25 protein-coding genes and 2 tRNA genes are annotated in these 25,428 nt (G+C 36.0%); 19 read left to right on the forward strand and 8 right to left on the reverse strand.

Annotated features, from left to right (window positions below; genetic code table 11):
• The first annotated feature begins 60 nt into the window (after window positions 1–60).
• Window positions 61–1,215: a Fic family protein gene (locus tag ACHZAX_RS00135; protein ID WP_320017603.1), complete on the forward strand. Its 1,155-nt coding sequence runs from the start codon at window positions 61–63 to the stop codon at window positions 1,213–1,215.
• Between the two features lie 70 nt (window positions 1,216–1,285).
• Here ACHZAX_RS00135 and sucD read toward each other — a convergent pair whose 3' ends face one another.
• Together sucD and sucC are read right to left on the reverse strand one after the other, a co-directional pair.
• Window positions 1,286–2,164 (reverse strand): succinate--CoA ligase subunit alpha, encoded by an 879-nt coding sequence (gene sucD, locus ACHZAX_RS00140; protein WP_101309940.1) that lies wholly within the window; start codon window positions 2,162–2,164, stop codon window positions 1,286–1,288.
• Entirely contained in the window at window positions 2,164–3,333 is a 1,170-nt protein-coding gene (sucC, locus tag ACHZAX_RS00145) for an ADP-forming succinate--CoA ligase subunit beta (protein WP_101309939.1), read from the reverse strand. The genes sucD and sucC overlap by 1 nt, the downstream gene beginning before the upstream one ends.
• A gap of 450 nt (window positions 3,334–3,783) precedes the next feature.
• Here sucC and ACHZAX_RS00150 point away from each other — a divergent pair, with 450 nt between their 5' ends.
• The 8 genes from ACHZAX_RS00150 to ACHZAX_RS00185 all read left to right on the forward strand — a co-directional run bounded on the left by ACHZAX_RS00150 (window position 3,784) and on the right by ACHZAX_RS00185 (window position 10,425).
• Window positions 3,784–4,179, forward strand: a complete 396-nt coding sequence (locus ACHZAX_RS00150) for a YbjN domain-containing protein (RefSeq protein WP_101309938.1) — start codon at window positions 3,784–3,786, stop codon at window positions 4,177–4,179.
• Window positions 4,180–4,199: 20 nt separating this feature from the next.
• Window positions 4,200–4,904 (forward strand): PspA/IM30 family protein, encoded by a 705-nt coding sequence (locus ACHZAX_RS00155; protein ID WP_101309937.1) that lies wholly within the window; start codon window positions 4,200–4,202, stop codon window positions 4,902–4,904.
• A 30-nt stretch (window positions 4,905–4,934) separates the two neighbouring features.
• Window positions 4,935–5,471 carry a DUF4178 domain-containing protein gene (locus ACHZAX_RS00160; protein WP_320017604.1) on the forward strand — a complete coding sequence of 179 codons (537 nt, stop codon included), beginning with the start codon at window positions 4,935–4,937 and terminating at the stop codon, window positions 5,469–5,471.
• A 75-nt stretch (window positions 5,472–5,546) separates the two neighbouring features.
• Entirely contained in the window at window positions 5,547–6,338 is a 792-nt protein-coding gene (locus ACHZAX_RS00165; RefSeq protein ID WP_320017605.1) for a hypothetical protein, read from the forward strand.
• 93 nt (window positions 6,339–6,431) lie between these two features.
• Window positions 6,432–7,304, forward strand: coding sequence for a DUF350 domain-containing protein (locus ACHZAX_RS00170; RefSeq protein WP_320017606.1), 873 nt, complete (start codon window positions 6,432–6,434; stop codon window positions 7,302–7,304).
• A 112-nt stretch (window positions 7,305–7,416) separates the two neighbouring features.
• A complete protein-coding gene (locus ACHZAX_RS00175; protein ID WP_320017607.1) occupies window positions 7,417–8,958 on the forward strand; it encodes a polyamine aminopropyltransferase in 1,542 nt (513 codons plus the stop codon).
• A gap of 80 nt (window positions 8,959–9,038) precedes the next feature.
• A complete protein-coding gene (locus ACHZAX_RS00180) occupies window positions 9,039–9,389 on the forward strand; it encodes an S-adenosylmethionine decarboxylase family protein (RefSeq protein WP_320017608.1) in 351 nt (116 codons plus the stop codon).
• A 10-nt stretch (window positions 9,390–9,399) separates the two neighbouring features.
• Complete coding sequence (locus ACHZAX_RS00185) at window positions 9,400–10,425, forward strand: potassium channel family protein (protein ID WP_320017609.1); 1,026 nt, start codon at window positions 9,400–9,402, stop codon at window positions 10,423–10,425.
• Between the two features lie 17 nt (window positions 10,426–10,442).
• Here ACHZAX_RS00185 and rnhA read toward each other — a convergent pair whose 3' ends face one another.
• The 6 genes from rnhA to ACHZAX_RS00215 form a co-directional block, all read right to left on the reverse strand.
• Complete coding sequence (gene rnhA, locus ACHZAX_RS00190) at window positions 10,443–10,901, reverse strand: ribonuclease HI (protein ID WP_320017610.1); 459 nt, start codon at window positions 10,899–10,901, stop codon at window positions 10,443–10,445.
• Window positions 10,902–11,359: 458 nt separating this feature from the next.
• Window positions 11,360–13,537 (reverse strand): S46 family peptidase, encoded by a 2,178-nt coding sequence (locus ACHZAX_RS00195; protein ID WP_320017611.1) that lies wholly within the window; start codon window positions 13,535–13,537, stop codon window positions 11,360–11,362.
• A 266-nt stretch (window positions 13,538–13,803) separates the two neighbouring features.
• On the reverse strand, window positions 13,804–14,409 hold the full coding sequence (locus tag ACHZAX_RS00200; protein WP_101309927.1) for a ribonuclease HII: 606 nt from the start codon (window positions 14,407–14,409) through the stop codon (window positions 13,804–13,806).
• 65 nt (window positions 14,410–14,474) lie between these two features.
• Complete coding sequence (locus tag ACHZAX_RS00205) at window positions 14,475–15,554, reverse strand: hypothetical protein (protein ID WP_320017612.1); 1,080 nt, start codon at window positions 15,552–15,554, stop codon at window positions 14,475–14,477.
• A 19-nt stretch (window positions 15,555–15,573) separates the two neighbouring features.
• A complete protein-coding gene (locus tag ACHZAX_RS00210) occupies window positions 15,574–16,251 on the reverse strand; it encodes a DUF4956 domain-containing protein (RefSeq protein ID WP_320017613.1) in 678 nt (225 codons plus the stop codon).
• A gap of 12 nt (window positions 16,252–16,263) precedes the next feature.
• Window positions 16,264–17,412, reverse strand: coding sequence for a metallophosphoesterase (locus tag ACHZAX_RS00215; RefSeq protein WP_320017614.1), 1,149 nt, complete (start codon window positions 17,410–17,412; stop codon window positions 16,264–16,266).
• Window positions 17,413–17,543: 131 nt separating this feature from the next.
• Here ACHZAX_RS00215 and ACHZAX_RS00220 point away from each other — a divergent pair, with 131 nt between their 5' ends.
• From ACHZAX_RS00220 to ACHZAX_RS00265, 10 genes are all read left to right on the forward strand, one after another.
• On the forward strand, window positions 17,544–17,996 hold the full coding sequence (locus tag ACHZAX_RS00220) for a DUF4268 domain-containing protein (protein WP_101309923.1): 453 nt from the start codon (window positions 17,544–17,546) through the stop codon (window positions 17,994–17,996).
• Window positions 17,997–18,160: 164 nt separating this feature from the next.
• Window positions 18,161–18,232, forward strand: a tRNA-Met gene (locus ACHZAX_RS00225).
• 64 nt (window positions 18,233–18,296) lie between these two features.
• Window positions 18,297–18,368: transfer RNA gene (locus ACHZAX_RS00230), tRNA-Met, on the forward strand.
• Window positions 18,369–18,489: 121 nt separating this feature from the next.
• The gene (locus tag ACHZAX_RS00235; protein WP_101309922.1) at window positions 18,490–19,362 is read left to right on the forward strand and encodes a M23 family metallopeptidase; all 873 of its coding nucleotides are present in this window, start codon (window positions 18,490–18,492) and stop codon (window positions 19,360–19,362) included.
• Between the two features lie 24 nt (window positions 19,363–19,386).
• A complete protein-coding gene (locus ACHZAX_RS00240) occupies window positions 19,387–20,535 on the forward strand; it encodes a 1-deoxy-D-xylulose-5-phosphate reductoisomerase (RefSeq protein ID WP_101309921.1) in 1,149 nt (382 codons plus the stop codon).
• A 78-nt stretch (window positions 20,536–20,613) separates the two neighbouring features.
• Window positions 20,614–21,969, forward strand: a complete 1,356-nt coding sequence (rseP, locus tag ACHZAX_RS00245; RefSeq protein WP_320017615.1) for an RIP metalloprotease RseP — start codon at window positions 20,614–20,616, stop codon at window positions 21,967–21,969.
• Between the two features lie 52 nt (window positions 21,970–22,021).
• Window positions 22,022–22,222, forward strand: coding sequence for a twin-arginine translocase TatA/TatE family subunit (gene tatA / locus ACHZAX_RS00250; RefSeq protein WP_101309919.1), 201 nt, complete (start codon window positions 22,022–22,024; stop codon window positions 22,220–22,222).
• Between the two features lie 219 nt (window positions 22,223–22,441).
• A complete protein-coding gene (locus tag ACHZAX_RS00255; protein WP_180327291.1) occupies window positions 22,442–23,890 on the forward strand; it encodes a lytic transglycosylase domain-containing protein in 1,449 nt (482 codons plus the stop codon).
• A 28-nt stretch (window positions 23,891–23,918) separates the two neighbouring features.
• Window positions 23,919–24,917, forward strand: coding sequence for a DUF4837 family protein (locus ACHZAX_RS00260; protein ID WP_320017616.1), 999 nt, complete (start codon window positions 23,919–23,921; stop codon window positions 24,915–24,917).
• Between the two features lie 3 nt (window positions 24,918–24,920).
• On the forward strand, window positions 24,921–25,301 hold the full coding sequence (locus ACHZAX_RS00265; protein ID WP_320017617.1) for a hypothetical protein: 381 nt from the start codon (window positions 24,921–24,923) through the stop codon (window positions 25,299–25,301).
• Window positions 25,302–25,428: the final 127 nt, after the last annotated feature.

Consider the following 25,428-nt stretch of genomic DNA (forward strand, 5'->3'; position numbering starts at 1 on the left):
ATTAGTTTTTATTAAATTATTAATACTTTTAGCCTGAATAATAATTCCTTATTCAATTATATGAGCGTTAAGCTGAATAAAAAAAAAGGAGGAGATTTTGTTTATCAAAGTTTTAAGGAAGGCTACAAAAGCGTTACGCCCTCTTTAATTAACCGTTCGTTTGAATGGAACGACAAACAAATAAATATACTTTTAGAGTCTGCCATGCTTGAATTGGGGGAGCTAAATGCCTATTCTAAATTTTTCCCCGGAATCGATAATCATATTCCTTTATTTATAGCTCAGGAAGTTATTGCATCAAATTTAATTGAGGGAAATAAAAGTGACCTGTATCAAGCTTTCGTTCCTGATGTTTCTCAATCGTTTAAAAGTCAGTATGCACAAAAAGAGATAGCAAATCATATTAAGGCGATACATTGGGGAGTAAATGAACTGCAAAAGTTTCCATTGTCAGTTCGTTTGGTGAAAGAGGCGCATAAAATCCTGTGTTCCGATCTTCCTTCCAAAGAAGAATTTGGGGGAAAGTTAAGATCGTTTTTTCATGCTCATGAAAATCCTTTTGAAGAGGAGTCGAATTATTCGCCACCCAATAAACATGAATTGAAAATATTAATTAATGATGGTAAAAAATTCTGGAGAAATGACGATTTGGAATTACCACAACTCATTAAAATGGCTATTTCTTTGTATCAATTTGAAAATATTCTGCCTTTTTTGGATGGAAATGGAAGAACTGCCCGTATTTTAATTTTGTTTGAGATTATAAGCTTAAAATTTGTGGCCCGTCCAATTTTCTGTCTATCCATTTTCTTTGAAAAGAATCGTTTGGAATATTACCACCGTTTGAATCTAATACGTTCAAAAAATGATATTGAGCAATGGATTAAATTTGTACTTACCGGAGTAAAGGAAACAGCTTTGCATAGTAAGAATCTTCTGGGAAATGTTGAAGATCTTACTAAGTATTACGATTCGATCATTGAAGAAAAAATGAGTAAAAAAAGAAAGCAATCTGCTAAACAGTTGCTTTCAGAGTTTTATTCGAACCCATTTATGTCTGTTAGTGATGTGAAGGAAAAATTGCAATTGAGTTTTCAATCGGCAAACTTACTGGTAAAAGAGTTTGAAACACATAACATTCTTAAAGAGTATGCCGGTGCCCGCAGAAACAGGGTTTTCTATTTGTGGGAATATCTAAATTTATTTGAGTTGTAGTAAATATAGATGATATAAAAAAAAGCTTGATTCAAATGTGAATCAAGCTCTTTTTATGTTTGTGAAGCTCCTATTTACCTAAAACTTCTTTCATTTTCTTACCAATATCCGCAGGAGATTTTACAACATGAATTCCGGCGGCAGCCAAGGCTTTCATTTTTTCATCAGCAGTTCCTTTGCCACCGGCAATAATAGCGCCGGCATGACCCATTCGTTTGCCTGGAGGCGCAGTTTGACCTGCGATAAATGCAACAACCGGCTTGTCTACATGTTTTGCGATGTAAGCAGCAGCATCTTCTTCATCCGATCCGCCAATTTCGCCAATTAAAACAATGGCTTCGGTTTTAGGATCTTCATTTAAAAGCTTTACTGCATCAATGTGCTTGGTTCCTATAATTGGATCGCCGCCAATACCAATAGCTGTTGATTGACCCAATCCGGCTTCGCACAACTGATGAACAGCTTCGTAGGTTAACGTTCCTGAACGGGAAATAATACCAATTGTACCTGGTTTGTGAATAAATCCCGGCATGATTCCGATTTTAGCTTCACCCGGTGTGATAACTCCCGGACAGTTGGGGCCAATCAATGTTGTTTTTGGGTATTTTTTAAGATACTCATGAACTTTTAGCATATCCATGGTAGGAATGCCTTCGGTAATACAAACAACTAAAGAAACCCCTGCTTCTGCAGCCTCCATAATTGCATCGGCTGCAAATGGTGGCGGAACAAAAATTACAGATGCATTTGCACCTGTTTTTGCTACAGCACCTCTCATGGTGTTGTGAATCGGAATTTTATCCATGAAGAGCTGACCGCCTTTGCCAGGAGTAACACCGGCAACTACATTTGTTCCGTATTCTATCATTTGCTGGGTATGGAAAGCCCCTTCGGAACCAGTGATTCCCTGAACCACCAGTTTAGTATTTTTATTAACTAATACACTCATTATGCTTCAATTGTTTTAAGGGTGGCTACTACTTTTTCGGCCGCATCTTTCAATTCTGTGGCTGCAATAATATTCATTCCTGATTCTTCCAAAAGCTTTTTACCTTCTTCAGCATTGGTTCCCTGCAGGCGAACCACAATTGGCACTTTCGTATCGATATTTTTAATGGCTTCAATAACTCCTTTTGCAACGCGGTCACAACGAACAATTCCACCAAAAATATTTATCAGAACCGCTTTAACGCTGCCATCCGAAAGAATTATTCTAAAACCTTTCTCAACAGTTTCAGCCGAAGCCCCTCCTCCAACATCAAGAAAGTTAGCCGGTTCACCACCTGTTAGTTTGATAATATCCATGGTTCCCATTGCCAGTCCTGCGCCGTTTACCATACATCCAATATTTCCATCCAGTTTAATGTAATTTAAGCCTGATCTGCCTGCTTCTATTTCCAAAGGCTCCTCTTCATCTAAATCGCGAAGAGCAGTAATGTCTTTATGACGATACAATGCATTATCATCAAAATTAGCTTTTGCATCCAAGGCAATTACATAACCTTCTTTGGTTACTACCAATGGGTTGATTTCAAAAATTGAAGCATCAGTACCTACATATGCGTTGTAAAGAGCCATTAAGAATTTAACCCCATTTTTAAAAGCATCTCCGGTTAAGCCGAGAGAAAATGCCATTTGTCTGGCTTGAAATGCTTGTAAACCGACAGCGGTATCAACGGCAACTTTTACAATTTTCTCAGGAGTTTCTTCTGCAACTTTTTCGATTTCCATTCCCCCTTCGGTTGATACCATAAAGGTAACTTTTGAGGTCGCACGATCCATTACAATTCCGGCATATAACTCACGATCAATATTCGAAGCGGCTTCTATTAAAACTTTCTTCACCAAATTTCCTTCCGGACCAGTTTGGTGCGTTATTAGAGTCATCCCCAAAATATCGTTTGCGTAACGAGTTACATCCTGAGCGGTAGGTGCAAATTTAACACCTCCGCCTTTTCCTCTTCCACCTGCGTGGATTTGGGCTTTTACAACTACGGGCAGACCAATTTCGGCAGCTGCTTTTTCAGCTTCCTGAACCGAAAAAGCAATCTTGCTTTCGGGAACAGGTACACCAAACGACCGTAAAATTTCCTTTGCTTGATATTCGTGAATCTTCATTATTACTAATTTTTTGTTAGGCTTGGAAAAGACCTGCTATTGATCTGTGTTTATTGTTTTAATTGGTTTTGAACAAGTAAGCAAGTCGGTAGCTATTAATTATAAATGGTTAATTTTTTGACGAACCTAAATATATAAATATCTGCATGAAATAAAAAGTACATTTACTGTAAATTTAAAAGAGTTTTGAATCTTTTTGTTTTCTGAATTTTTGAAGTACCGGGAATGGTTGAAAATTAGCTAAACTAAGTTGAGAACAGAAAAACATGTAAAAACTTCCATTTATCGAATAAAATGAAGATTCTCCCGATAAAATGAGGGAAGAGACTCTCATATTTAGTAATTTCAAACTCAAAGCAAAAAATCCAGAGATGTGGCCAATGATGGTAAATATTTTATTAGGTTAATTATTTGTTTTAATTTTAATCAGAAATTTAAAAGCACAGAAAAATGAGCACATATTATAACAAGGTAAAAGATTACCTGTTGAATTTAGAATTCAATATTATTAAAGAAGATAAGACAGAAGAGCTGTTTGTGGTTGAAAATCCGGAAGGTGGAATTGCAAATCTGATTGTTGATTGTGAAGACCCGATTTTGGTTGTTGAAGGTGTATTGTTTGAGCTGACAGATGATAATCCCGAAATTTATAAGGCTTTACTGAAAAAGAACAGAGAAATTATTCATGGTGCATTTGTTCTCGACGGGTCAGGAAAAAAAGTTCTTTTTAGAGATACTCTTCAGTTAGAGAATTTAGATCAGAATGAATTAGAGGCAACACTTAACTCATTGGAAATGTTATTAAGTGAGTACTCAGAAGAGATTATTTCATATTCAAAATTGTAACCTAATAAATCAATATACAAATGGGAGTTTTTAGTAGATTATTCAATGTGGGTAAAGCAGAAGCCCATGCCGCTATAGATAAATTAGAAGATCCAATTAAGATGACCGAACAGGGAATCAGAGATCTGAAAAATGACTTGGATAAGAGTTTACAGGCTTTAGCAGAGGTTAAGGCAATGGCAATTCGCAGCAAGAGAGAATTAAATGAGCAAAAATCAGTAGCTAAAAATTACGAGCAAAAAGCAATATTATTATTGCAAAAGGCCGAAAGAGGTGAGCTTGAAATGTCGGAAGCAGAACGTTTGGCAACCGAAGCTTTAGCGAAAAAAGAAGATGCTGTTTCTACGGTAGCAAGATCTCAGGAAGAAGTTGTTAAATTTGATGCCAGCATTAGTCAGTTGGATACGAATGTGAAGAAGTTAAAATCGACCATTACGCGTTATGAGAATGAGTTGAAGACTTTAAAAGCCCGTGCCCGCGTCAGTCAGGCTACTCAAAAAATTAACAAGCAGCTTTCCGGAATTGATAGTTCGGGAACTGTTGGAATGTTGGAGAAAATGAAAGATAAAGTGGCGCAGCAAGAGGCAATGGCCGAAGCATACGGTGACATTGCTTTTGAAAACCGTAGTTTGGATGATGAAATTGATGCAACTTTAAACGAAAGCAATGTGAAAGCATCCAATGCGTTGGAAGAGTTGAAAGCGAAAATGAAGAATAAAGAATAGCTGTTTTTACAAATTTGAACGAAATTAAAAATGGGATTTACCGATTTTTTTAAAAGGAAACAGCCGAAATATGACACTACCAATATCCGGGTTACCGATCTGGATGTTGGTTTTGTTTTTGAATATGATCTGTCGAGCTGGGAAGTGCAGGCGAGTTATGAGTATGATTGGGGCGATAATTATTTCTCTAAAGAATACAAGATAAATAATGGCAGTAAAACACTTTTCCTTTCTGTAGAAGATGATGATGAAATAAGCCTGTCGGTTTGCGATAAGATTAAAGTTCGTGAATTGGGTGAGAAGGTACTTGCAGATTTATTATCAGATCAGAAACCTCCAACGACCCTAACCTACAAGGATAAGAAATATTTCCTTGATCAGGAATCACCGGGTTTTTTTAATGATAAAGCCCGTGGAGAGGATTGGGTGGAATTTATTTCATGGGATTTTGTTGATGAATCCGGAGAATACATTGTTACCATTGAGCAATGGGACGAAAAAGAATTCGAAGCTTCGGCTGGTAAGGCAATTAAGGAATTCGAAATATCTAATATTTTACCTAAATAAGTTAGTAAGAGTTATTAATGAAAAGCATCTGACTTTCATCGATAACTCTTAACTCGTAATTATAAACTACAATTTATGAACACAGTAACTAAAGTAATCATTGGGATTATTGTAGTGTTTTTTATAGCAAAGACTTGTGGACGATCAGGATCTTCCTCCTCTTCTTCAGTTGCTGAAACATGGCAAAAATCTCCCGTTGATAATTTGATTAAGGAGTTGAATAATGAACAGAACTTCTCGATAATTCTATTCGATATGGATGCTAATGAAGGTTCTGACAATTACCGTCATCAATATCAGGTGATTATTCAGCGTCCGGACACGGTAGTAGAACAAAAAACCACTTGGAAAAATGTGAGTGAGCCGTTCTTTTCTCAGAATTTGAATAATATGGGAATGGAAATTGCGTCTAAAAAAGATGGGGTCGTGACCAAGCAGGCTGTACCTGCAGGATACAATCATTACGTTGGAAATGAGAAATATGGACGATGGGAAAATCGGGGAGGATCTTCTTTCTGGGCGTTCTACGGACAATATGCTTTCATGTCGCACATGTTCAATATGGGATCGTACCGACGTTCTTACTGGGATGATTATCGTGGTGGCGGATATTATGGAAGTTCAAGAGGATATTACGGCCCTCGCGGAAGCAGTCCTGTTTATGGAACAAAATCCTATACCTCTTCCGGTTCGGGAAGCAACAGTAAGTGGGGAAGCAAACCTTCCACATTTAAGGATAAGGTTCGAAGTAGAGTAAGTCGTTCTTCAAGTTCAAGCAGTGCAAGATCATCAAGCAAAACAACAAGAAGTTCATCAAGATACCGCACAAGTTCAACACGTTCCCGCAGCGGTGGATTTGGAAAATAATTTTTGGTCGGGTAATTAGTACATAGTCTTTAGCCAAGAGGTTATATTTCTATTTACTAACTACTAATTACTAATGTACTAAAACAAGTATTTATGATATCATTATCAGAAATTTCGTTTATTGTTTATGATGCTGTGGTTTATATCATGGCAGCATTTGTCATTTTCCTAATCGGAAAATTTATTTATCAATTGCTTCATCCATCCTTTAAAGTGAAAGAGGAGTTGGTGAAGAAAGATAACTTTGCCTTTGCCATTTCTCATGTTGGATACTATATCGGCTTATTGTTTTCAATAGGAAGTGCAATTGTAGGACCATCAAATGGTTTGGTAAATGATGTGATTGACATTGCCGTTTACGGTTTATTGGCCATTGTGCTTTTGAATATCTCCATATTTTTATCTGATTATTTAATACTTAGAAAATTTTCAGTTCGTAAGGAGATTATTGAGGATCAGAATGCTGGAACCGGCGTTGTAGAAGGAGCAGTTTCGGTAGCATCAGGTTTAATTATTTTTGGAGCAGTTTCGGGCGAGAGCGAAGGTCTTTTGTTTGGAGTACTTACGGCTGTTGTTTTTTGGGCATTTGGTCAGATTGCTTTAATTGTAACCACACGTATTTACAATTGGATTACTCCATACAATTTGCACGAGCACATCGAAAAGGATAATGTTGCTGTTGGAATTGGTTTTGCCGGAGCTATCATTGCTATTGGAAATTTAATTCGTTTTGGATTAACAGGAGATTTTGAAGGTTGGTTGCCAAGCTTTGCCGAAGCTGGTTTTGAGCTTATTGTGGGAATTATTCTATTGCCGGTTATGCGTTTAATCACAGATAAGATATTACTGCCGGGCGAACGGTTAACCGATGAAATTATCAATCAGGAAAAACCCAATGTTGGAGCTGCCCTGATTGAAGCATTTGCTTACATCGGTGGATCCGTTTTAATCACATGGTGCTTGTAGTTAATTACGAATTATAAATGCTGAATTATGAATTAAAGATCGTGAGTTGGATATTGCCGTTTTTTGCATTCCAACTCATAATTAATAATTCTTAATTCATAATTAAAATGAAGTGTTCAAGAATAAATCAACATTATTAAAAGCGGCAATTTTTGCTACAGGATTTTCAGGTGTGGTGGCGGAGTATATTTTGTCCACTTTGGCTCAGTATTTCTTGGGTAATTCTGTTTTTCACTGGGTGATGATTATCTCACTCATGTTATTCTCAATGGGTTTGGGTAGTCGAATTACTAAGAATTTTGAGACCCGTTTATTGAAACGTTTTCTGATCTTGGAATTTGCGTTATCGTTCATCGTTTCGTTTGCTGCTTTATTGGTTTATATGGCTTCTGCATATACTCAATCCATAGGAATTCTTATTTACAGTCTGGCAATTTGTATTGGATTGTTGATTGGAATGGAAATTCCTTTGGTGATCCGTATTAACGATGATTACGAGAAATTAAGATTCAATATTTCAAATATTTTAGAGAACGACTATTATGGAAGTCTGCTTGGAGGTATCTTTTTTGCCTTTATCGGATTGCCGGTGTTTGGGTTGATTTATACTCCATTTATTCTTGGGTTTGTAAATTTCTCTGTCTCGATTGTGGTGTTGATTTTTCTTTGGGATCTTTTGAAATCCTCAGAAAGGAAAGCTTTGATTGTCTTAGGCACATTTGTCATGATTTCGCTGACAACCGGAATTTTTGTTACTGATCCTATCATTAAATATGGCGAGCAGCAAAAATATTCCGACAAGGTGATTTTTACGGAGCAAACTAAATATCAGCGTATTGTAATTACGAAATGGAAGAATGATTACTGGCTGTACCTAAATGGTAACGAGCAGTTATGTACGCGTGATGAATTGATGTATCATGAGCCTTTAGTGCATCCGGCCATGACATTGCATCCAAATCCGGTTAACGTATTGGTATTAGGTGGTGGCGATGGTTGTGCGGTTCGGGAAATTTTAAAATATCCCAGGGTTGAGAAGATCACCTTAGTTGATTTGGATCCGGCCATGACCAAATTGGGAAAGACGAATCCGATCTTGACCGAATTGAACCAAAACTCGCTGAATAATGCAAAGGTTGAGGTATTGAATGATGATGGTTACAAATATTTGCTGTCGAATGATGATTATTACGATGTACTAATTATTGATTTACCAGACCCGAGAGGAGTAGAACTTGGACGTTTGTATTCGCATGAATTTTATAAACTTTGTTATCGTCATTTGCGTCCGGGAGGTGTTATTGTAACTCAGGCTGGCAGTCCTTATTTTGCAACGCAGGCATTCTCGTGTATTTTAGAGACAATGAAAAGTGCGGGTTTCGAAACAGTTCCAATGCACAATCAGGTGATAACTTTAGGCGAATGGGGATGGAGTTTAGGGGTAAAACAGCCTGCTGATACCAATGTGAAAAAGCAGTTGCAAAATCTCGAGTTTCGTATACCAACACGTTGGATCAATAAGGAAGCTATGACCTTGATTACATCTTTTGGAAAGGATATTTATCCTTGGGAAAAAGACAGTGTTTATATCAATAGAATTCATGAACCTGTGCTGTATAAGTATTATTTAAAAGGCAATTGGGATCTTTATTAAAATAGGTGTAGTCTTGTAGCATGCTACAAGATATTTGAACCGATTCATCATCATAAATCAGCGTCTAAAATTAGTGTCGAATGAAGACGAAAACAAAAATATTAGCAGCAAAAATTCACAATCTTCGATTTTGGGTTTCGGAATGTGAACCTAAGGTCTTGCAAGCTCAGTTCCAAGATTATTTGGAGCAGGTTGGCTTTGTGATTTTGAATTTTACCGATCATCATTTTCCGGTTCAGGGATATACTGCTTTTTGGTTGCTGGCTGAATCACACTTAGCTATTCATACTTTTCCGGATAAAGGATGGGCGTATGTTGAGTTGAGCAGCTGCAACCAGAAAAAATCAGAAGATTTTCAAAGCCTGGTAAATGAAGGTGAGCTGAGCGTGAAATGGAACGGTGATGGTGTAGAGATTTGTGTACCTGAATAAGTAGAATCACATGAAGAAAAGGCTAAGTATTTTTATTGCATTTTTAATATACGTAATTGCCATATTGGGAATTAAATATTTTGAGGGGCAATCGCCCGATTCCAATATCAAGACAGTTGGAGATGCTTTTTGGTACGCTATTGTAACTCTTACAACGGTGGGATACGGTGATTTTTATCCGGTAACATTTGCGGGTAAAATTATTGGCTTACTTGTGATTATTGGAAGTTTGGGAATATTGGGATTTGTTATTGGTGAAGTAACTGTTAGATTTAATCAGTATATGGAAAAGAAAAAAAGTGGTTTCTGGGGAAGTGATTTTGATAATCATTACATCATTATTGGCTGGAACGAATTTGGACAAAAAGTAGCCAGTCAAATTATTCTGGCAGGACAAAAGGTAGCTTTTGTAACCAATAATAAAGCTGATCTGGATTTAATTGCTGATGTATATCCTTCTAAAAATACATTTAGTCTTTTTGCTGATTACTCCAATGTCGAAGCTTTAAGCAAAGTGAATGTTGAGTGTTCAAAACGAATATTTGTGAATTTCGATGACGATTCGGAAACTTTGGTTTTTGTGATCAATTTAAAGAAAAGATACCCTGAGGCAAATGTTGTTGTTACTTGTTTAAACCCTAGTTTGAGGGAAACTTTTGTGAATGCAGGTATTGTTCATGTAATTGCACAGAGCGAAGTTGCTTCAAAATTAGTTGCATCTTACTTGTTCGAACCATATGTAGCTACCTATACCGAAGATTTAATTTCTACCAGTGTTGCTGACGAAGATTCGGACATTCAGCAGTATATAATTACAGAAGAATGCTATTTTTCCGGTGAGGAATATATGGATGCTTTCATGAAACTGAAGCTGGATTACAACGCAATTTTGATTGGGATGGTGAAGGAGGGCAGGTTAATGAAGAATCCGCCAAAGGGAACAATGATTGCAACGGGTGATTACCTGATTCTAATCTCAAGCGGACAAAGCAAGAAAAATCTGGAAGATTTCTTTGGTGTGAAGGAGGGTGAATAAAGCTGAATAAAGCTGAATTATTCAGGATTATAACCAACATCATCAGGAAGATTTGGCACTTGGGAAGCCATAACCGCTAACTGGTCGGCACGTTCGTTTCCCGGAATGTTAGCGTGACCTTTGATCCAAACAAATTTCACATTGTGTTTTTTGTAAACTTCCAGGAATCTCATCCATAAATCTGCATTTTTTTTTCCTTTAAAGCGCTTTTGAACCCAACCAAAAATCCACTTTTTCTCTACAGAATCAACCACGTATTTCGAGTCTGAGTAAATCGTAACATCACATCCGGGTGTTTTTAATGCTTCCAGTCCAACAATAACAGCCATCAGTTCCATTCTGTTGTTTGTGGTAAGTTTAAATCCCTGATTTAAATCTTTTCGATGCTTTCCCGAAATTAAAACTACGCCATATCCACCAGGTCCGGGGTTTCCACTTGCAGCTCCATCAGTATACATGGTTATTTTAGTCGACATATTATTGGTTTGCGGTTTTCAAATCAAAAGTAAGAAAAAATGAGATGCAGAAAGGATGTATAAGAAAATTGGCTGCGGAATTTGTTCCTGATTTTTTCAAGTTGTAAGCAACTCAAATTATTTTGTAAATGGTGTAAGATGATTTTGGATAAGGAAAAGAGATTTCAGGTACCGGTACAAACCAATTGGTGTATGCTTACTTACTATTTTCGCTCTGCTTACTGCAACTTTTTGCATTGCTTACCGCAACTTTTTGCGGTAGTGTTCGCAATTTATTGCGATAAGCAGGCAAGAACAGACTATAAATTTGGATATTTTAATTTCTCCTTTGTGCCCTTTAAAATAATTAAAAAAAGGATGTCCGAAAATTCGAACATCCTTGTTAATCTATTTTGATATATTTTTAAAATTATCATGTAAGTCAATTTAATTACTCACATTTAAAATTTCAGTACTATTTATTTCACAATAGTCATTTCGTCAATTAGATTTTGAGCACCGGCAAACTTATCAATAATGAAAAGTGTGTAACGAATGTCAAGATTGATACATCTTTGCAGATTTTCTTCAAAATCGATATCACCTGACATGGCCTCAGAATTACCGTCAAAAGCAGTTCCTATTAACTCACCGTTTCCGTTAATTACAGGAGAGCCTGAGTTACCTCCGGTAATGTCACTGTTGGTTAAGAAACAAACAGGTAAGTTGCCGTTTTTATCGGCATACTGACCAAAGTCTTTTTTATTGTACAGCTCTTTTAGTTTAGCAGGAACAACAAACTCATCATTTGCAGGATCTTCTTTTTCCATTACTCCTTTAAGAGTTGTGAAATGTTTATAGTAAACACCATCTTTTGGAGTGTATCCACCAACATTTCCGTAAGTTAAACGGATAGATGAATTTGCATCCGGAGCCAGATTTTTCTTTTTATTGATTTGCATTAAACCATCAACAAACAGGCGTTTCCCTTTTTGCAGTTGATCAGATCCTTTTGATAATTCAGTTCTAATCTCTTTGTATTTAGCAATGATTGAGTTACCTATTTTGAAAGCAATATCATTTTCAAGAGTTTCCAGTTTTGGATCATCAAGAAATTTATTGAAACTTTCAGATGTTGCAAAAATGGAGTTTGAATAAACGTCAGAAGCTAATTTGTTAAAGTCGTTGTTGTATTCTTCGCTAAAAGTTTTGAATATCTCCGGCTGTTGATCTGCCGGGATATTCTCTGCGTACATTTTGTACATGCCGGCCATTAGTTTTTGATCGGTTGGAGCATTGTAATCTTTATAGAAACCTTCAGCGGCTTGACGGTAACCAGTAATTGCCTTCTCAATTGCCGTTGTATCCGGAGTTTCAGCCTCAAGTAACGATTTTAGACCTCCTAGCTGAATCGCAAAAACCGGCATTTCCGCACCGCTTAGCAAAGCTTCTCTTAAGTACGAACTGGCATTCATTACTTCTTTACGTTCTGCATAAACCTGAGCAATCATTTCAAGAGCTTTTCCATATTTAGCTTCTCTTTTTGATTTTTTATTTGCCCATTCAAGATATTCCTTTTCAATTTCTTTTTTGTGCCCCATTGTATTCAACTTTGTAAGAGCTTTGTTTTGCTCGTTTGAATATTTCCAATAGTTTGCACTCTGAGCATGTTTGGCCGCATATTGAATACGAACTTTTGCATCTTTAAGCATATCTTCCTTCATAATATCCAATTTTAAAGTACGGATATCGTAACGGTTTTGGTTGGTGATTTTCATTGTCTCTTCCAAACCAAAAGAGGTAAGATAGCGGTCAGTAGTTCCAGGGAATCCCATAATCATTGCAAAATCCTGTTCTTCTACACCTTTGGCAGAAACAGGAAGGTGATGATTTGGTTTTAATGGAATGTTATTATCCGAGTAATCAGCAGGTTTTCCATCAGCTCCTGTATAGATTCTGAACATAGAAAAATCAGCAGTGTGTCGCGGCCACATCCAGTTGTCTGTATCGCCGCCAAATTTACCCATTGATTGTGGAGGAGCTCCAACTAAGCGAACATCTTTATAAATTACATATACGAAAAGGAAATATTGGTTTCCTTCAAACATGCTTTGAACATTCGCTTTGTAATCTGTTCCTTCTTCAGCTTTTTTCTCCAATTCTACGGCAACTTTTTCAATCGCCTTGTAGCGATCTTCCTCAGTCATTTCGTCATTCACTACCGAAAGAACTTCTTTCGATACATCTTCCATGCGAACTAATATAGAGGCTGTAACACCTGGATTGGTGAGCTCTTCATTTTTATCGTAAGCCCAAAATCCATCTGAAAGATAATCATGTTCTGTTGTAGAGTGTGATTGAAGAGCACTGAATCCACAGTGATGATTTGTAAGAAATAAACCTTGATCAGAAATAATTTCACCAGTACAGAAATGACGGAATGGTCTTCCTTCAAATCCTAAACCCACAATCGCATCTTTTAAACAACTTTTATTGATGCTGTAAATATCATCGGCAGATAATTTTAAACCTTTTGCCTTCATTTCGGCAACGTTCTTATTTAATAAAGATAAAAGCCACATGCCTTCATCTGCTTTTGCATTGGAAAAGCTAAGTAGTAAGCTTAATCCCAAAATTAATGATGCAAATTTTCTCATTTGATTTACTTTAAATTTTTAATATAACCGAACCGGTTTTTGGTCAACCAGAATGGTTATCAGTTGTTATAAGTATTTAGTCGAATAGCAAAGTTAATATTAATATACAATTACATTTTTCTTCGAAAAGTGCTAAAAAGCGCATAAAAAAACAATCAACTATTAATCAGTGTGTTGTATTTTTATTGGATCATGAAAATTAGATGAACCCTGTATTTTTCTCGTTAAATAGAATTGATAATTGCTTGTTAATGAGCTGTTTTTCCTCAAAATTTCAACTCTAATTGATTTGGCAGGAGAGAAAAGGTTTTTCGGTGGATGGGATTGATTCCGTGCTCCTGAATGGCCAAGCGATGTTTTTTGGTTGGATAACCTTTGTTGTTTTTCCAATCGTAACAAGGAAATTTCTCATGCTCGGATAACATGTAATCGTCGCGATAGGTTTTTGCCAAAACAGAAGCCGCTGCAATCGATAAGTATTTCCCATCTCCCTTTATGATACAGGTGTGATTGATATTAGGATAAGGAGTGAAGCGGTTTCCATCAATAAGCAGATGTTCAGGTGTAATTTTGAGTTGCTCAACAGCTCTGTGCATAGCTAAAAAAGAAGCATTCAAAATATTAATCTGATCGATTTCGGTATGGCTGACAATTCCAACTGCCCAGGCAATTGCTTCTTTCTGAATTACTTCGCGAAGCAAATATCTGTTTTTTTCTGACAGTTTTTTTGAATCGTTTAATATTTTGTTCGAGAAATTTTTAGGTAAGATTACTGCCGATGCGAATACGGGTCCGGCAAGACAACCTCGTCCTGCTTCGTCGCAACCGGCTTCAATCATATTTTTGTGTAAATAGGAGGCTAATTCATTCATAGATGCAATATTTGTCTGTAAAAATAGATCGAATTTTCTATGGAATCAAATGTGCATCTGTTAAATTAATTTTTGTATTTGATAATTCGGGCGCCGTCAATAAATTCTGACTTTACACTTCTAGGATTGTCTATTATTTCATAGAATTCATCGAAATAATTCAGGGCGCGTTCTTTCTCTTTATCATCCAGATAAGGACAATTCGTGTATAGCTTGTATAAAAACTCTTTTTTCATTCTAAATTCCCTGAAAATGCATTCCAGTTCTTCAGCGGTTCGTTGATAACCTCTGTAAAGCCGTTCGTGAATAGACTGAATATCTAATTTTGCATTAGGGACGGCATAGGGAGCATCTACCAAACTGGCCCAGTCAAAATCATAGGGTACTGTTATTAAGCGAGAAGTTGGTGTCTTCGAAATAAGTTTGATGTTATGAAGGGTTGGAACTCCCCAATCTGTATTCCCAACCATGTATTGAAAGATGGCAAGTTTGGTTACCTTACTGATGTTGGTACGATCCTGATGAACTTTTTTGTCGTAACGGGCTATCTTGCCATTCCTTGCAGCCATTTTTTTAAAGTCTTCTATAAAGAATGCAAATTTTTCCAGAGGTTTAATTTCTTCTTTGCTGTCTTTGTAAGTTATCTTTACCAAACGAACTCTAAAACTTTCAGGTGTGAAAATATTATATGCTTTGTAGATCAGATATTCATGGATAATCATTTGTTCATACCTATCGTTTCGATTTTGACAATGAGAAACCAGTTTTAGCTTATTGTTATCGTGAAAGAGTGAATAGTTTGATTCTGCTTTGTTGAATTTTACAGTTAACGGGGGAAATGCACAAATGCTGCGGTCTTTCCTGAAATTACCTCTGGTTTTAAGCTCTACAATCATGGAAACTATCGAATCACCAAGTAGGTAGGAGAGTCTCCCCTTGTGATATTTGTTATTATCACCTACATCTTTAACCAATGACTTTAGATCAGTAGTTATTGATAATTCAATAAGTGAATCGGATTCAAATAAATCCGGAGCATGATAAACAGAATCGATTTTTTCCTGACCAATTGCAAATAGTCTTGTGCATCCCAGTGAGAATAGGAAGAGTATCAGAAAAGTCTTGTGTCGAAATATTTTTATCATAACAAAGATGTTTTATTAGTCAGGTACTCCTTTCGCTTATTTCGGCATCGGTTAATATATTAGGAGTTACAGACTCTTTGTAGAATACGATGAGTTTTATATATCCTTTTGCCAAATCTATTTGTCCGATACTAAATTTTGCGACTACCATTCCTGTCCGGGTTTCTATGTCATCAATTAATTCCTGATGCTTGCTGGGATGAATTAAATCAAGCCGGTCGTATACTATGGTTCTTCTTGCAAGATGACGTTTCATCCATACCCTTTCCATCACCCAGGTGGTTGCCATGAAAGCTGTGTTGGTAAAAGCAATTTCGCCAAAACTTACTTCACCTCTGGTTAATGCATTAATAACTGATATGGTAATGACAAGAAAAAGGTAGGTCATTTCCCGGATTGGTATGGTATCGGTACGGTATCGGATAATTCCAAAGATTGCAAATAATCCAAGAGCAAAACCTAGTTGTAATTCAATACTTCCAAGTAAGAAACAAAGAAAGAATACGGTTGTACTAATCATGATGTAGGTAAAAACGTAGGATCGTTTTCCTGTAGCTCTGAAATAAACGTAATTGATTACAAAAACTGTTACTGCTAAATTAAGTATGAACCTGAATAATAATTCAAGTATATTATTCGAGTCCATAAATGATGTTGGAATATTTGGGTTCGTTATTATATCAGTAATAAATTCCATGTTGTTTTCGTTTTATTGTAACCGTTCTTTTTCCTTATGTGCAAATATCCGATAATATTTCTGATTCTCTATAAGTAAGCCCTGATCAATATAGTTGGGATCGCCTATGGGCACATCCATTCCAATTAGTTTAAACGAATAAAATGGATATACTTTAGCGACAGGAGTGTGTCCAAAAATAATAACGTTGGCATGATAAAAATCAAGTGTCTTTAGTACTTCCTGTAAAGATATACGGTCATATTTTGGTGTTCTTGATAAATAGCCGCGATACCATAACGGACTATTTGAATATAAAAATAAATCAACTAATGTCGTGTCTTTTAGTTCGGTATAATTATTTAAGTGGTATCTCATAACGGTATTTACTTCATCAATACTCATTTTTTTCTCTAAAAGATCGGGAGAAATACCACCATGCACAAATAACTGTTCTCCAATACGAACAATTGTGTTTTTAGATCGCAGCCATTTGCCCAAAACCGAATGTTTGTCGAAAAAATGTGAGTAATGAAAGTGAATATAATGAGCCGCATGCTGATATTTATCAACAACATATCTATCATCAAAAAGTAAAGCCATCATTTCATGGTTTCCCAGAAGGTAATGAACCATTCCACCTTGTTTTTTCGCTTGAATTTCCAATTGAAAAATGAACCATAAGCATTCTGTTACTTTATCCCCTCTGTCAAATACATCGCCGGTAAAAACGATTTGTCCATCACCAAAATTCCATTTGTTTTTTTTATCAATAATTTTGTTGTAGCGAAGAATAGCCAATAATGATTCAAATTCCCCATGGATATCTCCCAGAACGACTATCTTATTATTTGAAGGGTTTTCCCCTTCCTCAGGTTTTATTTTATCGGGAATAATATAAGTCAGAGTATCATTTCCTGCAAATCCGAGGAAGGTTACTGTGTCATTCTTAAACCGGAAAGTCTTGCTTATTTTTCTGGTTTTGTTTTTTATGCTGTCGTGAACAATGTAGAAAGCCTCCACTCTTGTTGGAGAAATATATCTAACATGCGGACCTTCCACATAGCTGGCAACAATCAAGGAGTCTTTGCAAATTGTATCCTGGTCAAAAGATGCGTGAGACTGAAAAGAACCAAGCAATAATATGAGGAGTAAATATATGTAGACCTGTTTTATCTGCATTAATTATCTGATTGCGTTATTTAGAGTGTTTAAAGATAAGATTAATTTCCATTTTAATTAAATGCGGATTCATTTCCTGTAAACCATTATATCTTGTAAGATATCCTTATTTTTGTAAAAAAAGCAGAGCTATGTATACTAAAGAAGAATCTAAAGAAGTCAAAATCCAATTTTGGGATGGATTTAAGAGATATTCAAAAGAAAAGGGAAGAAAGATGACCTCATGGGTTTTACGTGGAACTCAGATTAAGGAAGTGCAGTTAAAGTTTGATCTGAATGAGAATGGAGCGTTTGTTATTATTCAGATAGATAGTAAGTTGGATTCGAAAAGACATTCTGTTTATGAACAGTTCGAAAAGTATAAGCCTGTAATAATGAGTACTTGCGGAGCGGATTTAAAATGGGAGAAAGACTATTTTATCGAGGGATTTAAAGATGTAGGTATGATTTATTACCATTTGGAAGGAGCATCGATTTATAACAAGGGTGAATGGAAAAGCTATTTCGAATTCATGTTCTCGAAAATGACAATTTTAGAAGAAGCATTTTTAGATGTTAAAGATGTTGTACTGCAAGCTGTGTAGGATATTTTTTTGGAGACGTATCTGCGTGGTAAACAGTGCTTATATCTTTGTTTAAAGCAGTGCCAGTAAGGATTTGTTTAAATTTTATCAGTATAATTTTGTTTTCGAACAAAAGCCTCCTATCTTTGCAACCGCAAAACGAAAGATATTTCTTAAAAATATATTGCGGGATGGAGCAGTGGTAGCTCGTTGGGCTCATAACCCAAAGGTCGTCAGTTCGAGTCTGGCTCCCGCTACTAAGAATTTAGGATTAAGCAGGCCTAAACAAGAAATAAAAGATAGTATCTTTCGAAAATATATTGCGGGATGGAGCAGTGGTAGCTCGTTGGGCTCATAACCCAAAGGTCGTCAGTTCGAGTCTGGCTCCCGCTACTAGCAAAAGGGCTTTGGAGAAATCCAAAGCCCTTTTTTATTGGCAATTTTTACCTTCTCAGAAGTAAACATTTTACGCTAATTCTCTTACCTTTGCGTAAATATTTTAGATCCGTTCATTATGAGTCGTTTAAAAGAGAAAAAGCCTTTACTTGAGAAATTAAAAAACAAATACAGGTTAACTATTTCCAATGAAGGTACTTTTGATGAGGTGTTATCGATTCGATTATCACGTTTAAATGTTTTTACGGTAACTGGATTGTTTTCAATTATCCTTATCGCGTTGGTGACTTTACTTATTGCATTTACTCCGTTACGTGAATATATTCCCGGTTACCCCGATGGAGAAATGCGAAAAAATATTGAGGATAACGCGATTTTAGCAGATTCCCTTATTGCAGAACTGGATAAAAGAGATCGCTTTTTTCAAGGAATTCGAAATGTTATTTCAGGAAATGATTTCGATAATGTTGTTGAGAATGCCGATGATTCAATTGTCGATCCCAAATACAAAGATTTAAGCTTTAGTATCTCTTCGAATGATTCTGCTTTTCGGAAAGAGCATGAGGAGGATGAGAAATATAATTTATCTCTTGGGAGTGCTCCCAAAGCCCGAGGTTTATCCAACACCTATTTTTTTGCACCAATTAACGGTATGGTTTCTAATCATTACGATAGTAAAATTGAGCATTTTGGTACCGACATTGTCGGGGGACTGAATGAAAGAATCTCATCGGTATTGGATGGAACCGTTGTGTTTTCAGAATGGACACTAAATACTGGCTACGTTATTCAAATTCAACATTCGAACAATTTATTGTCGGTTTACAAGCACAATTCTGAACTGTTGAAGAAAACAGGCGAGCACGTAAAAGCCGGCGAGGCAATTGCTTTACTGGGGAATTCGGGAGAGCTTACATCCGGACCTCATTTGCATTTCGAGTTGTGGCACAATGGGCAAGCTTTAAATCCTGAGGATTATATCAAATTCTAACTACAAACAAAACTCTAATTATTGATGAGTAAACATATTGCCATTTTGGGATCTACAGGTTCCATTGGAACGCAGACCTTAGAAGTGGTGGAAGCCAATCCTGATGAATTTATTGTGGATGTGCTGACGGCGAATAATAATATTGAGCTGTTGATTCAGCAAGCGAAAAAATTTCATCCCGATGTTGTTGTTATTGCCTGCGAAGAAAAATACACTGAGCTTTCCGAAGCTTTAAAAAATGAACCCATAAAGGTTTATGCCGGAATTGATGCAATAGCACAAGTCGTGCAAATGTCAGCAATCGATATTGTGGTTACGGCAATGGTTGGATATTCAGGACTTCTTCCCACTATTAAAGCAATTGAGGCAAAAAAGAATATTGCTCTGGCAAATAAGGAAACTCTTGTGGTTGCCGGTGAAATTATTCAAAAATTAGCTTTAGAGAATGGTGTTAATATTTACCCTGTTGATTCTGAACACTCAGCAATCTTTCAGTGCTTATCCGGCGAGTTCGATAATTCGATTGAAAAGATTTATTTGACTGCTTCGGGAGGACCGTTTCGAGGCAAGGATAAAAAATTTCTAGAAAACGTAAGTTCTAAGCAAGCCTTGCAGCATCCAAACTGGGACATGGGAGCAAAAATAACCATTGACTCTGCCAGTATGATGAATAAAGGTTTTGAGGCGATTGAAGCCAAATGGCTGTTCGATTTAAAAGCTTCTCAAATTGATGTGATTGTGCATCCGCAATCAATTGTGCACTCAATAGTGCAGTTTGAAGATGGATCGATGAAAGCACAAATGGGATTGCCGGATATGAAATTACCTATTCAGTTTGCTCTTACCTATCCGAAAAGATTAAAAACAGATTTTCCACGTTTTAATTTTTTAGATTATCCGAATTTGAGTTTCGAAGCGGCCGATTCAAAGAATTTTAAAAATTTAAATCTGGCTTTTCAGGCAATGGAAAAAGGCGGGAATTTACCATGTATTGTAAATGCTGCCAACGAAATAGTTGTTGATGCCTTTTTAAGAGATGAAGTTGGGTTTCTACGAATGAGCGATATTATAGAAGACTGTATGCACAAAACCGGATTTATTAAAAATCCAACCTACGAAGATTATGTGTTAACAGATAAGGAAGCAAGGAAATTGGCATTATCTATGTTGTAAAAAATACCTATCTTAGGCATCCGCTAATTTGCTGATCCTATTAGTCGGCAAAGAGTTTAAATTATTAATTGAAATTGAATGGAAGTAATCGTTAAAATAGGACAGTTTTTGTTGAGTCTGTCCATCTTGGTTGTGTTACATGAATTGGGGCATTTTACCTTTGCAAAATTATTCAAAACCAGAGTTGAAAAGTTTTACATGTTTTTCGATCCTGGATTTTCTTTGTTTAAATTTAAAAAAGGAGAAACAGAATACGGTATTGGATGGCTGCCTCTTGGTGGTTATGTGAAAATATCAGGAATGATTGATGAATCGATGGATAAGGAGCAGATGAAATTGCCTCCTGAGCCTTATGAATTCAGATCGAAACCGGCATGGCAAAGGTTATTGATCATGGTAGGTGGTGTTTTGGTGAACTTTGTTCTTGCATTTGTTATTTATGTTGCAGTGCTTTACACTTGGGGTGAGCAATATCTGCCGGCGGAAAATGTGAAGTATGGTGTTGTTTGTGATTCTTTGGCCGAGAGTATTGGATTGCAGGATGGTGACAAAATTGTTGCTTTGGATAATCAAAAAGTAAAAAAGTTTAATGATATCGTTCCGGATATATTGCTAAATAGTCCTAAGTCGATTCAATTCATAAGAAATAATGAGCAGCTAAGTATTGATATTCCTTCTTCTTTTGTGCCGGCATTATTGGAGGAAAGCAGTAAGGGATTCTCTTTAAGTCCTGTGTTTGATATTCGTTATCCTTACAGTGCTGTTTCTATTGGAAAAGTGTTGAAAGAATCTCCTGCAAGTGAGGCCGGAATTTTGAAAGGAGATAAAATTGTATCGATTGATTCTGTTGGTTTCAGCTACTACGATCAATTTCAGACTTTTTTACAGTCGAAGAAGAGTCAAAGTATTTTGGTTCAGTTGAATCGAGACGGAAAGTCCGAACAAGTTCAGCTAACTGTTGGTGATGATGGGAAAATTGGATTCTATCCACAAATAGAATCGGGTTTGTTCGAGTATGAAACATTGGAGTACACTTTCGTTGAATCAATTCCTGCAGGTTTTAATAAAGGGATTGATAAGCTCGGATCCTATTTAAAACAGTTTAAACTGATTTTCTCTTCTGAAACTAAAGCATATAAATCAATAGGTGGTTTTATAACTATTGGTAATATTTTTCCGGGTGTTTGGAATTGGGAGGCCTTTTGGAATCTGACTGCATTTCTCTCAATCATTTTGGCGATCATGAATATTCTTCCCATTCCGGCTTTGGATGGCGGACATGTAATGTTTTTGATGTATGAGATCATTACAGGAAGAAAACCAGGAGATAAGTTTATGGAGTATGCACAGATAACCGGAATGGTGCTGTTGTTTGGTCTTTTACTATTTGCAAATGGTAATGATGTTGTAAAATGGATTTCTAATATGAAATAGAAATTTCAGTAAAATTAGTAACTTAGTATTCTAAATCATTAAATAAATAGATATGAACCTTTTTGTTTTAGCCGGAATGGTTGGTCCCTGGCAAATTATAATTATAGTATTTGTAATTGTACTTCTTTTTGGTGGAAAAAAAATTCCGGAACTAATGAAAGGATTGGGTCAGGGAATGAAAGAGTTTAAAAAGGCTACTGATATGGATGACGATAAGGATAAACGTAAGGATAAAGAATCCGACAATAAATAGATGGGAAAGGCAGGAGTTACTTCCTGCCTTTTTTGTCACGTCCTTTTTCCCTGAATAGGATTAAAATAATAATGATCTTAAAACTAACTTTTTAGTTATTTAGATTCATTTTGAGCGGAACATTTAGAAATAAATGTTTTTTTTATGTTATTTTGTTGATGAAATATCTTCATTTCGTATTATTTTACGAAATTTAGGAGCATTTAAATGCTGACATATATGAGGAAATATTTACTTCTTATTTTGATTTGCTTTGCTTTTGCTATTCAGGCAGATGCACAGTCTCTTTTTAATATTCTGAACAAAGAAAAGCCTGAGAATATTAATGAAATCAATCAGCGCTTGATTCATTTCACTTCGGAAATATTGAAAGAAGATCTTCCGGAAAATACTGTAATGGATGCTAATTATATTCCAGTTTTTTCTGATGAAGTATATCAGGAGAGGATGGATAAGCTCAATGCAAAAAGTCCGGTTCAGTTGGATTTTAAGCCAATTGTCAGAAGATATATTGACGCATATGCAATTAGGCATCGTGAAAAAACCGCAAAAATTATAGAGCGTTCCGAATTGTATTTCCCTTTGTTCGAAGAGTATTTGGATAAGTACCAGCTTCCATTGGAATTGAAATATTTATCAGTTATAGAATCAGCTTTGGATCCTAAAGCAAAATCACGATCAGGAGCCATTGGCTTATGGCAGTTCATGTTTAATGCCAGTAAAATGTTCGACTTAAGAATCACTTCGTATATTGATGAGAGAATGGATCCGGAGAAATCAACAGAAGCAGCCTGCAAATATCTTCAGTATTTGTATCGGATTTTTGGTGATTGGAAACTCGCATTGGCAGCTTACAACGGAGGGCCTGGTATTGTGCGTGAAGCGATTCAACGTTCAGGAGGAAAGACTGATTTCTGGGAAATATCACCTTATCTTCCCGAACAAACCAGAAATTACGTGCCGGCATTTATAGCCGTTAATTATGTCATGAATTATAGTTCCGAGCACAATATTGTTCCTGCGAAAAATGTATATCCATACTTTAGAATATCTCCAGTTACTGTAAATAAGCCAATTTCGTTTCAACATGTTGCCAAAGTGCTTGATTTACCCATAGAGGCAGTTCGGGAGTTAAATCCAATTTACAAGTGTGATTTGATTCCTTTGTGTGAACTTCCGGCTAAATTGATTCTTCCAATAGGAAAAGTGGGCAAATTTATTGATTTGGAAGAGGTTATTTACGGAATGAAGGATGAGCCTAAAAAATATCTTGATCTTCAAAAGGATCTTTCAACGACTGAGGGGAAATACTGTATAATACATAGTGTAGAGGCGGGAGAGTATTTTCATAAAATTGCAATGAAGTACGGCTGTACAATAAATAATATCAAGGAATGGAATGAGATGGATAGTCCTGATATTTTTATTGGACAAAAACTGAAAATCTGGGTTTACCCTTCCGATACCTTGGCTCAAAAGCCACAAAGGGATCCTTTATTGAAGAAAAGTAGTTTTTTACTTTATGAAGTTCAGACTGGAGATAGTTTAAGCTCGATTGCAGATAGATTTCAACTTGAATCGACTACCGATTTGGTTGAATTAAATAGTATAACCCGTTCTAAGAAATTAGTACCGGGAATGGTATTAAAAATAGTTCATTACGAATAGAAACATTTGTCTCTGTAAATTTAAAATTATGAAGAGAATAATTCAAACAACATTACTTTGTTTGCTTGTAACGGTAAGTATTTCTTCCTGCAAGAAAACCACACAAGGACTAAGACCTGTAGTAACCGGGAAATCGGGAGAAATAGTTGTAATAATAAATGATGCTTTATATGAAGGAAGTGTTGGAGATACATTAAAGTCGGTATTAAATGATACTCAAATTGGATTGCCGCAAGATGAGACACTTTTTGATATACTGCAGATTTCGCACAATGAGTTTTCCAGTATGTTTAAAACTCACCGAAGTATTTTGGATCTTAGGGTTTCGTCGAAAGTTAAGGAAAATAAGATCTCAGTAAAGAATGAATTGTATGCGAAAACACAATCGTTTATGAAGATTGAAGCTAAGAGCAACAAGGAGATGATCCAGCTCTTGAGCGAAAATAAAAATAAGATTATTGCCTATTTTCATATTGGAGAACGAGAAAGGAAAATTAAGGTTTTTAAAAAGAATGTTGTTCAGGAAATTTTCGAAAAGCTAAAGGAGAAAAATAATTTCACTCTATCTTTCCCTGCGGGATATACCATAAATAAAGAAGAACCTGATTTTCTTTGGGTAAGCAAGGAGACTCCCTCAACGAGTCAAGGGATGTTTATTTATACCTACGATTATATTTCCGAGGATTCATTTACGAAGGATGAGGTGATTAAAAAGAGGAATTTATTACTTCAGAAGTTTGTTCCGGGACCTAAGGAGGGTAGTTATATGAGTACTGAAATGGATTTTCCAATTTCGAACCGTCAATTCGAGTTTTTCGGGAACTATGCAACGGAAACAAGAGGTTTATGGAAAGTGAACGGAGATTTTATGGGAGGTCCTTTTGTAAATATTACTTTTCTTGATCAAAAGAACAACAGAGTTGTGTGTATGGATTCGTACGTTTACTATCCAAACCACGATAAGCGTGAATTGTTGAGAGAACTGGAAGCGATCATGTATTCTTACACAAGCATAGAAAAGGAATAGAACGTGAATTTACCCGATTTAAAAAATTTGAGTATTGAACCTTATCGTAATCGCGAAGAGATGATTCGGCAGGTTGCGGCTCAGATTGAGAAAGATTTTGATCAGTTTGGATTGGAAGTGAAATTTTCCGGAGAAATTCACAATGCATACGAAGAACTTTTTAGTCAGTTAAATGAACATTTAACTCATTTATTGGATCGGGACTATCATCGTTTAATACTATTGCTGTATCAGATAGATGTGAGTGAAAAGCAGATTATTAAAACAGAATTAAATTTTCCTGATGTTCCAAAATCAGAATTACTTACTGAGCTAATTATTTTAAGGGAACTCAAAAAAGTATTGATAAGGAATTATTTCAAGGAAAATCCGGATAAATTATAAGAAAACCGCAGCATCAAGCTGCGGTTTTCTTTTTTCCTTATCAAGGAGTAATGTTTTCCGCTTAGTTTTTTACTATTTTTACTTGGCTGTAAAAATCACAGGAAATATCTGTTTATCAGAACTTGAA

Source organism: Labilibaculum manganireducens (assembly GCF_963665805.2).
Lineage (GTDB): Bacteria > Bacteroidota > Bacteroidia > Bacteroidales > Marinifilaceae > Labilibaculum > Labilibaculum manganireducens.